This window comes from Photobacterium atrarenae (assembly GCF_024380015.1).
GTDB classification, from domain to species: domain Bacteria; phylum Pseudomonadota; class Gammaproteobacteria; order Enterobacterales; family Vibrionaceae; genus Photobacterium; species Photobacterium atrarenae.
The window spans coordinates 1045063-1054801 of record NZ_CP101508.1 but is presented as its reverse complement, the minus strand read 5'-3'; the positions used below and the strand labels follow the sequence as shown (position 1 = coordinate 1054801).

At 50.7% G+C, this 9739-nt stretch carries 6 protein-coding genes and 1 pseudogene; 6 read left to right on the top strand and 1 reads right to left on the bottom strand.

Annotated elements, in window-relative coordinates:
* Window positions 1-856, bottom strand: a pseudogene (locus NNL38_RS05145) (hypothetical protein); the annotation flags it as partial.
* Window positions 857-1541: 685 nt separating this feature from the next.
* Between NNL38_RS05145 and NNL38_RS05140 the strand changes: the two are divergent.
* From NNL38_RS05140 to NNL38_RS05115, 6 genes are read left to right on the top strand one after another with little or no spacing between them, the layout of a single operon-like run.
* Entirely contained in the window at window positions 1542-2954 is a 1413-nt protein-coding gene (locus tag NNL38_RS05140) for an HlyD family type I secretion periplasmic adaptor subunit (protein ID WP_255389953.1), read from the top strand.
* Window positions 2955-2972: 18 nt separating this feature from the next.
* On the top strand, window positions 2973-4304 hold the full coding sequence (locus NNL38_RS05135) for a TolC family outer membrane protein (RefSeq protein WP_255389952.1): 1332 nt from the start codon (window positions 2973-2975) through the stop codon (window positions 4302-4304).
* An 8-nt stretch (window positions 4305-4312) separates the two neighbouring features.
* Window positions 4313-4924, top strand: a complete 612-nt coding sequence (locus NNL38_RS05130; protein ID WP_255389951.1) for an OmpA family protein — start codon at window positions 4313-4315, stop codon at window positions 4922-4924.
* Window positions 4925-4943: 19 nt separating this feature from the next.
* Window positions 4944-5609: a transglutaminase-like cysteine peptidase gene (locus NNL38_RS05125; protein ID WP_255389950.1), complete on the top strand. Its 666-nt coding sequence runs from the start codon at window positions 4944-4946 to the stop codon at window positions 5607-5609.
* Window positions 5610-5614: 5 nt separating this feature from the next.
* Entirely contained in the window at window positions 5615-7549 is a 1935-nt protein-coding gene (locus tag NNL38_RS05120; RefSeq protein WP_255389949.1) for an EAL domain-containing protein, read from the top strand.
* On the top strand, window positions 7546-9666 hold the full coding sequence (locus NNL38_RS05115; RefSeq protein WP_255389948.1) for a type I secretion system permease/ATPase: 2121 nt from the start codon (window positions 7546-7548) through the stop codon (window positions 9664-9666). Before NNL38_RS05120 ends, NNL38_RS05115 begins: the two co-directional genes overlap by 4 nt.
* The last annotated feature ends 73 nt before the right edge of the window (window positions 9667-9739 follow it).

Genomic DNA, 9739 nt, shown 5'->3' with positions numbered 1-9739 from the left:
CGGCTGTGATGTCATCAACCGTCACTGTGCCCGCGGTCGCTTCTAGATCCAGTTTCGCACTGTCGCTGCCTGGTAGGGACACGTTACCCGCTTTGTCGGTAATGGTCGCTTCGACGATTAACGTCGCGCCTTCCGCAGGTGCATCAACCGTGGTCAGAACTTGGTCTGCGTCGATGTGAGCCTGAGTCAGTTCGATCTCAGTGCCGTTCACGGTCAAGGTATCGCCCGCGACCGCACCTGTGTCTGTCAGGCTGATGGTCACGTTCACGTCACCATCCAGCTCCGCCGCGCTGAGCAGGCCGTCGTCGTTCGCATCTTCTGTGATCTCAACGCCTGGCGCGCCCGTCGCGGTGGTATCCGGCTCCGCTGAGTCACTCGTACTGCTGCTGTCTGAAAAATTAATGAATGCACTATATTGACGCACGATAGCCAGGCTTTGGGCTTCGCTTAGGCCGAGTTCTTGTAAAGGTTGTGTATCGAAACCCGCTTCGGCAAGGGTGGATTCTGCATCACGAGCGATCTCTGCGGATGTGACTAAGCTAGAGCCTTGCGTTTCACCGGCAGCCGTCGCAAACTCTTCCCCCAGTTGGGTGGGATCTTCTCCTTGTTCTAAAGCCGCGAGGATCTGGGCAACATCATCACTGATATCTTCAAAATCATCGTCTGCATCATGGCCCTCAGTTGCAGCCTGCTTCACCTTCACATTCGGCTTACCATCAGCCACACCAAAAACAATCTCGCCGGGCTTGAGCGATACATCAGCCTGAAAAAACCCCGGAGTTCCATCTTTAGCAATGGTGACCTGCTGACCTGATAGATCATTTAAATTATCTTTATTGTTAGTGACTTCAGCCATGATGCACCCTTTCTCGACTTAACCTAGCGAAACCGCTTTATATAGAACATGCTTGATTGCCTATCTTACCATTTTCATTGGAAAAATAGTCAAAAAATTATCACTGGCACAGATAAATTGACGACAAAATGTGACCAAACAATATACAAATCACAAAAATGTAAAAACAAAATGTAAACCAAGCACTTGTCGCCATTAAAAAAGCAGCTCAAGCCAGCTTCCCCCGCATGACTTGTAGCCACATCCAAGCGCTCACCCGCACCTCTTTCAGAGCTGGCTGGCATAAGTATTTGGTACAGTTCCTGATGTGTAACTCAAAGGGTTATCGCTGCTTTATTGATATTAAAAACACAAAAAAACCATTTAAAACCCACTTAGTTAAGCCACTAAAATATATGAGTTTATATGGTTTTTTATGCCGGTTTTCGTAGATACCTGCCAATAAGAATGATATAACCTCAATCATCCATGGACGATGTCATGAAAATAAAGAAATGACTCCCAATTCCAGTACGGTGACGGCCCCTAATATATTGAGCTGTTTATAAGTTGTATTCATTTCAGGCTAAAACATAACAATTAGTCAAAAAAATGACGGAGAGACGGAGAAATCATTTCAATTTAACAGTGTAATCCTCTATCCTAGCACCTCGCTAGGTAGCCAAAACGAAGTAAGATACAGACCATGAATAAGGCTCCGAAAGAGAACACGCAGACGCTTTCGCCAGACGCTCAGCACCTCGAGTACATTGATGATAAAACGGCCGCCTTGTTACTCAGGGCGCCCAAAAGTGCCAGTATCATGCTTTGGGTCATCGCACTTTTTTTCGTCTGTGCCATCGCCTGGGCTTCCTGGGCTGAAATCGATAAAGTTACCGTCGGCATTGGCAAGGTGATCCCCTCATCACAGCTGCAGGTTGTGCAAAACCTGGAAGGTGGCCTGGTCAAAGAAGTCCTGGTCAGGGAAGGTAGCCTGGTCACTAAAGGGCAACAGCTATTGCTCATTGACGACACTCTCTTTCGCTCGGACTTCCGGGAAAAAGAGCAGGAAATAGCCAGTCTTCAGGCCGACTCCGCACGCCTGAATGCCCTGTTGGCCAGTATCCGGGTTAATAACAACATGGAGACAGCGCAAGACTGGCGCAACAGTATTACGATATTAACCGATCAGCTTACCTTTACACCGGAATTTACAGAACGCTATCCCAATTTGGTAAGACGGCAATATGCGGAATATACAGATGCTTTAAGTAATCTGAAAAATCAGCTGTCGCTGACCGGACAGCAAATCAACCAAAAAGAGCGCGAGTTGATTGAAGCCAATGCCCGGATCCGAAACCTCCGCCGTAGTTACGAAATTGCCCAAAAAGAGTTAACAATCACTCAGCCGCTGGCAGATGAAGGGGTCGTACCGAGGATTGAGCTGCTGAAAATTCAACGTCAGGTCAATGATACCAAACGCGAACTCACTTCAACTGAATTGAAGACGCCGGTGATCAAAGCTGCAATCCAGGAAGCCATCCTAAAACGGATTGATATTGCATTGAAGTTCCGCTCCGAGCAGCAAGCTCAGCTCAACGAAAACGGAGATCGGCTCTCGGCTATCCGTGAAAGTCAGGTCGGGCTTGAAGATCGGGTCAATCGTACTGTGGTGGTCTCACCGGTGACCGGCACAATAAAAAAAATCCACGTCAATACAGTCGGCGGTGTGATCCAGCCGGGTATGGATTTGATTGAAATAGTTCCCAGCGAAGACAACCTGCTGATTGAAGCGAAAATTGCGCCGCAAGATATCGCCTTTCTGCGGCCGGGGCTGCAGGCCGTTATCAAATTCAGCGCCTATGACTTCACGGTCTATGGCGGCCTGCATGGCACCCTGGAGCATATCAGCGCCGATACTATCCAAGATGAAGAAGGCAACAGTTTTTATCTGGTGCGGATCCGCACGGAACAAAATGACCTAGGGGAAGGTGCTGAAGCCTTACCCATTATCCCGGGAATGACAGCGACTGCCGATATCATTACCGGCAAACGGACTGTCCTTGACTACCTGCTCAAGCCGGTTTTGCAGGCTCGTCATTCAGCGCTTAGAGAATAGTGAGGATATAAGAACCATATGAAAAACAGATATAACTGGGCACTCTTCACTTTGCTCATCAGTATACCCGTCACAACATCTGTAGTGCATGCCCAGTCGTTGGAACAAGCAGTTGCGATCACACTCAGCACAAACCCTGAGATAAAGAGTGCATTTAACGAGTTCAGAAGCCAGCAACAGAGTATCCATGCTGCTAAAGGGGGGTATTATCCTTCGCTTGATCTTGAAGCCGGGTTAGGCCGGGAGAGCTTTGATAATGACCCGAGTAATACCGGCGGCGACGATTTCACACGCAGAGATGCTACGTTAAGCCTCAGACAATTGCTCTGGGACGGCTCTGCCAGCCTGTTGAATATCGAGCGAACCAAAGCTGAAGCAGAGGCGCAGCGCTATCAGCTCATCGCCGATGCGCAGGATAAAGCGCTGCGCGTCATCGAAGTCTACCTCAAAACACTGCAGGCAGAAGAGGTGTTGGCGCTGACAGAAAGTAACCTCAATGTCCATATGCGTATTTATCAGGACATTCAGAAACGCACCAGTTCAGGCATCGGCTCAACCGCTGATTTGGCCCAGGTCAAAGCCCGCGTTGCGCGCTCTCAAAGTAACTTGCGGGCAGCCCAGAACAACCTGCTCGACTCACAGACTGAATTTTTACGGGTCGTGGGAGAGCCACCCCAAAACTTAGTCACCCCTGAAGTTGACCAGCGCTTCTTACCCGAGTCCCTGAGAAAAGCACTCGAAGTTGCTTTACGTGAAAACCCGGTCGTTCAGGTTTCCGCACTGGATATCCAAGCCGCCCAAGCTCAGTATGAGCAGCGTAAGGGACGTTTTTATCCAACCTTTACCTTTGAGATGACCCAGACCTGGACAGAGGATGCTGACGGTTTTAACGGCTCAACCGATGAGCTGAGTGCTATGCTCCGCATGCGATACAACCTGTTCAACGGGGGCACGGACACCGCGGAAAGTCGCCAGGCAGCTTATCAGATTAGCAAATCACGTGATATCCGTGAACGCGCCCTGCGCATGATAGAAGAAGGAGCCCGCCTGTCATGGAGTGCCCTCAACCTCACCATGGAGCAGAAAGAGTTTCTCCAGGCCCATGTTGACGCCGCGGCAGAAACTGTCATTGTTTACGAAAAACAATTCAGGATTGGCAAACGCACCCTGCTCGATTTGCTTAATACCGAAAACGAGCTGTTTGAAGCTCGCAAATCCTATGTTGATGCCTATTTTTCCGAGATAGAAGCGCAATACCGGATCCTAAACGCGACTGGTCGACTTTTGGCCGCCCTCCGGGTCGAGATGCCGCAAGCGTGGCAACAATCCGTGTATGACAAACAACAATGAGGTTAATCATGAAACGCTGGCATTGTTTATTTCTGAGCCTATTGATTTCAGGCTGCGCCGCCCCGGAAGGCCTCTTCTCAACTGAGGCTGAACTCCCGCCTGCCGCAGTGCAGCAGGCTGATCTCCAGGATGATGATCAGGATGGCGTTATCAACGCACGTGACAAATGTGAAGCAACGGCCCTCTCGGCGATAGTAGATAACGACGGTTGCCCGAGGCACACCAGCAGCACAGAAACACACTCGTTGCATGTTTTGTTTGCCAATAATTCAGCAGAAATCCAGCCGCAATACCGACCTGATATTGTTCTCATGGCCGATTTTCTGAAACAATACCCAGACACCGGGCTTGAGCTACAGGGACATGCCAGTAAAGTGGGGAACCACGCACGCAATATCGAACTGTCCCGGCTACGGGCTGAGGCCGTCAGACAGGCCTTGATCAACTTGGGTGTTACAGCGGGCCGGCTCACCATTGTCGGCCATGGCGACAATGATCCGGTCAGGAGCGCGAACCAGGAAAAAGCGTTTTCACTTAGCCGCCGGGTTGTCGGCACCGTGACCGGATTCAGAGGAGATATTGAGAAAGAGTGGACGATTTTTACCCGCCGTACCGAATAAGCCCAGAGGCAGGCATTTAGTGAGAACTTGGTGGCTTATTTGCGCCGGTTTTCTTTTCTCTGTCAGTGTGCTGGCACTGACAGAAATCGAAAATCGGCAGATTGATCGGGTAACCCAAACCTATGGTCAAAGAGCCGGACTGCGCGTGTCTGCCTGGCGTCACCTGCTCGCTGATGCCGTCCAGCTTCAAGAGCAAGAAAAGCTCGAAAAAGTGAACCGCTTTTTTAACCAACTTTACTTTGTTGATGACATTGAGCTGTGGGGACAGAAAGACTACTGGGCAACCCCGCTGGAGTTTCTGGGAAGCAACGCCGGTGACTGTGAGGATTTCAGTATCGCCAAGTATTTTTCGCTCAGGGAACTGGGGATTGCAGACAGCAAGCTTCGGCTGGTTTATGTTAAGGCAATTGAAATCAATCAGTTTCACATGGTTGTTGCTTATTACCCAACGCCCACCGCTGAGCCCCTGCTTCTCGATAACCTGGACGGTGAAATCAAGAAAGCTTCAAAGCGTAAAGATCTGCTGCCGATTTACAGTTTTAATGGTAGCCGGCTCTGGCTGATGAAAGGACGTGGACAGAGCAAAGTCGCGGGTAAATCTTCTCGCCTCAGCTTATGGAATGACCTCAGGCAACGCTCCAGTACAGACAGACTTAACAAACCGATCAAAGATTATGATGGGTAATCACTATGACGTTATATAAACAACTACTTACATGGATGTTGGCTTTTTTTTTCATACTGATCACATCAGTATTCTTTGTTGAATTCAGAACCACGCGCAACTTTCTGGAAAATCAGCAAACGGCAGAGATCAACAACACCATCAACTCAATGGGGCTGGCCCTTTCACCCTACCTGGAAGCCCATGACAAAGTCGCGGCGGAGTCCGTCATCAATGCATTGTTCGACGGCGGGTTTTATAGTGAAGTGAAACTGACGATGCTGGATGACCAGGGGATCATCCTGCGCCAGTACCCAACGCAGATCGAAGGGGTACCCGACTGGTTTGTGGCACTCGATCTCTTCAGCAGCATCACTGATGAGCGCATACTGACCAGCGGCTGGTTGCAACTTGCGGAAGTGAAAATAACCGGCCATCCGGGGTTTGCATATCAGCAGCTCTGGAAAGCAACCGTGCAGCTTGTCAGTGGCTTTGCCGTCATGTTTCTGGTATCAGCCGTCATAATGGCGCTGCTGCTGAACTATTCCCTCAAGCCATTGACACTGATCGCCCGTCGCGCCGACGAAATTGCCAAAAACCAGTTTGGGCAACCCTTACCGGTACCGCCGACCAAAGATCTGAAAACCGTTGTCCATGCCATCAACCACATGAGTACACAACTGGAAGTGTACTTTAAAGAGCAGGCAAAAGAAGCAGATAAACTCCGTGAGCGCGCCTACCAGGATCCCGTCTCCGGGTTGGGGAACCGTAGCTATTTTATCAGCCAGCTTGAGTCCTGGTTGGCTGAGTCATCAACCGGCGGTATGGCACTGCTCAAGGTCGACCTCATTACCGAGTGTTATGACAACCAGGGCTATGAAGCGGGTGATAAAATGGTGGCAGCGCTAGCACAAGGTTTGCTAGCGACAGTCAATCGTACCGAAGTGACCCTCGCCCGCCTGTCACAGGCTGAATTCGCCCTACTTGCTCCCAATGTCAGTGCCAGTGAGCTTCGTGCTATCGGGCTGAGTATGCTCCGCATCATCAGCGAGCTTCAGGCCGATCCCATGGGCGAAGCGACACTGCACGCCAGTGTTGGCCTGGTGATGAACCACCAAGGCCTGAACGTGGGTATGATGCTGGCTCAAGCGGATAATGCCCTGACTCGGGCAGCACAAAATCCAACCCAGCCGATTGCCCTGATCGAACAGCAACACTCAGGGGTCAGCCTGGGCAAACAGCAGTGGAAAGCATTACTGCTGGAAGCAATCGCCGACGACCTGTTCAGCTTCAAATTCCAGAAGGCCGCCAAGCAGAACGGTCAAATCCTCCACCATGAAGTGTTCGCCGCAATCGAGAAGGAGGGGCAATATTACAGCGCTGGTCAATTCCTCGGGGCTATCGAGCAGCTGGATATCGGTGATACACTTGATCGCTATGTGATCAAACAAATGATCGACAGACTGAAACAGGAGCCGACACTCGGCCCATTGACGGTCAACCTCACCCAAAGCAGTATTACCAATGCTTCCTTTATCCGCTGGCTCGGTAGTCTGATGGAAAATAACCGGGAGCTATCCTCGCGCATCATGTTTGAGCTGCCGGAAGCCGCTTTTGTCCGTAACCCGGATCATATTGCCCTGCTGTGTGGAACCATCCACCAGCACCAATTCCGATTTGGTGTCGACAACTACGGCCGCCACTTCCGCTCGCTGGACTACCTGAATGAATTTCGGCCGGACTACGTTAAAATCGATTTTGCCTATACCAATGAACTGGAGGACGAAACCAAAACCAGTGTGTTGGCCTCCATTTCGCGCACAGCACATAACTTGAATATCACCACAATTGCGACCCGGGTCGAAACCGAGAGCCAGTTAAACATCTTGTCAGAAAGTTTTGTCAGCGGCTTCCAGGGGTTTATTTTCGACCAGCAGAAGAGCACTGAGAAGCAATCATGAAAGATCCACTCTTGTATGCGTTGGTTTATATCAGCCGTTACTACGGGCTGGCCAATTCACCTGACGCGCTCATCACCGGCCTTCCCCTGGCGGATGGGCGGCTATCGCCATTTCAATTACCCCGGGCCGCAGAACGAGCCGGGCTGAATACCAAAAGCAGCAAGCAGGAACTGACCGCTATCTCCCCCCTGCTGTTGCCGGCAATCTTAATTCTCAAAGGCGGCGATGCCTGCGTATTGCTCAGCATTGATGCCGAGAGTCAGGAAGCTGAGGTTGTGCTACCCCAGGCTGATCTGATGCAGCAACGGGTACCGCTGAAAGAGCTAAAAACCCAGTTCACCGGACAGGTTTTTATTTTCAAGAAAAAGTTTCGCTACGATGAGCGCTCGCCTGAAATCCTGAAAACCCGGGAAGGACATTGGTTCTGGAGCACGTTATGGGAATCTCGTTCTATTTACCGGGATGTCTTTATTGCCTCCATCCTGATCAATCTTTTCGCCATTGCCAGCCCCTTATTTACCCGGTTGGTGTATGACAAAATTGTGCCGAATCTTGCCTTCAACTCGCTGTGGGTGCTTGCTAGCGGGATCACGGTGATCTTCATTTTCGACCTGCTGCTCAAGCTGCTCCGGAGTTTCTTTATTGACCTGGCAGGGAAGAAATCTGATCTGCTCATCTCTTCCAAAATTTTTGCCAAAGTGATGGGCATCAAAATGGAGGCACGTCCGCCTTCAGTGGGTGCCTTTGCCCGGCATATGCAAGAATTCGAGTCTATCCGGGAATTTTTCACCTCAGCGACGGTCACCACGTTAATTGATTTACCGTTCGCGCTGCTATTTTTAGCGATCATTTGGCTGGTTGCCGGGCCACTGGCTTTGGTCCCGCTCTGCGCGGTATTGATTCTGATCATACACAGTATCTTGGTGCAACGCCCTTTGCGTCGAACCATTGAGGAAGGCTCACGCTTATCCTCACAAAAGCATGCCAACCTGATCGAAAGCCTGAGCGGACTGGAAACCGTCAAGCTGTTTGGTGCCCAGAGCCAGTTCCAGCACCGCTGGGAAGAAGCCGTTGCCCATATGGCAAACTGGGGTATCAAGTCACGTCGGCTCACCGATTCGGTTCAAAATGCCGCCGGATTCATGCAACAGCTAGTCTCAGTCTCCATGATCGTCTTCGGGGTATATCTCATTGCCGCAGGGGAGCTGACCATGGGGGGACTGATCGCAGCAACCATGCTCAGCAGCCGGGCGATTGGTCCTCTTGTTCAGCTCTCATTGCTTTCTATCCGCTATAACCAGGCCAAATCGGCCATGGGGGTGATAGAACAACTGATGGCAATGCCCTCCGAGCAGGAAGAAGGTAAACGCTATATTCACCGCCCGTTGATCAAAGGTAAAATTGAGCTGGACAAAGTCGACTTCAAATACCCGAACTCTGACGTTAGGGTACTACGCAACGTCAGCCTGACCATCAACCCAGGTGAAAAAGTCGCGATTATCGGCCGTATCGGTTCAGGGAAGACCACGTTAGAACGGCTAATTATGGGGCTTTATCAACCAACGGCGGGCTCTATCCGAATTGACGATACCGATATGTCACAGCTACACCATATTGATATACGGCGCAATATTGGCTGTGTGCCACAAGACATTACGCTGTTCTACGGTTCGATCCGAGACAACATCACGCTGGGCAGACCACTCACGGATGATCGGGAAATTCTTGATGCGGCCAACAGGGCCGGTGTGACAAGCTTTACCCAGCATGATTCGGCCGGACTTGAGCGCCAGGTCGGCGAGGGGGGCTGTACACTGTCCGGTGGGCAACGCCAGTCAATTGCGATTGCCAGAGCACTCGTGGGACACCCGCCGGTATTACTCATGGATGAACCAACCAGCAGTATGGATAATCGCTCAGAGATGTATATCAAAGAACAACTCAGCAATATGAGCAAAGATGAAACCTTAATCTTGATCACTCATAAAAGTAGCATGCTGGATATTGTTGATCGCCTGATTGTGCTGGAACAAGGCAACATTATTGCTGACGGCCCCAAGGATCAGGTCCTAAGACAGCTGCGTGAGGGTCAATTCAGTAAAGCCAACAGCGCCTAGCTGCGCACAAAAGCCCTGCTTTCCGCCCAGTCTCTCGTTGCGCAAGAGACTGGGCGGGCCGCAGGGTTCAATC

Excerpts from the sequence above, each read along its gene's own strand:
- NNL38_RS05115 (WP_255389948.1), top strand. The coding sequence starts at position 7,546 with ATGAAAGATCCACTCTTGTATGCGTTGGTTTATATCAGCCGTTACTAC.
- NNL38_RS05135 (WP_255389952.1), top strand. The coding sequence starts at position 2,973 with ATGAAAAACAGATATAACTGGGCACTCTTCACTTTGCTCATCAGTATA.
- NNL38_RS05140 (WP_255389953.1), top strand. The coding sequence starts at position 1,542 with ATGAATAAGGCTCCGAAAGAGAACACGCAGACGCTTTCGCCAGACGCT.
- NNL38_RS05130 (WP_255389951.1), top strand. The coding sequence starts at position 4,313 with ATGAAACGCTGGCATTGTTTATTTCTGAGCCTATTGATTTCAGGCTGC.
- NNL38_RS05120 (WP_255389949.1), top strand. The coding sequence starts at position 5,615 with ATGACGTTATATAAACAACTACTTACATGGATGTTGGCTTTTTTTTTC.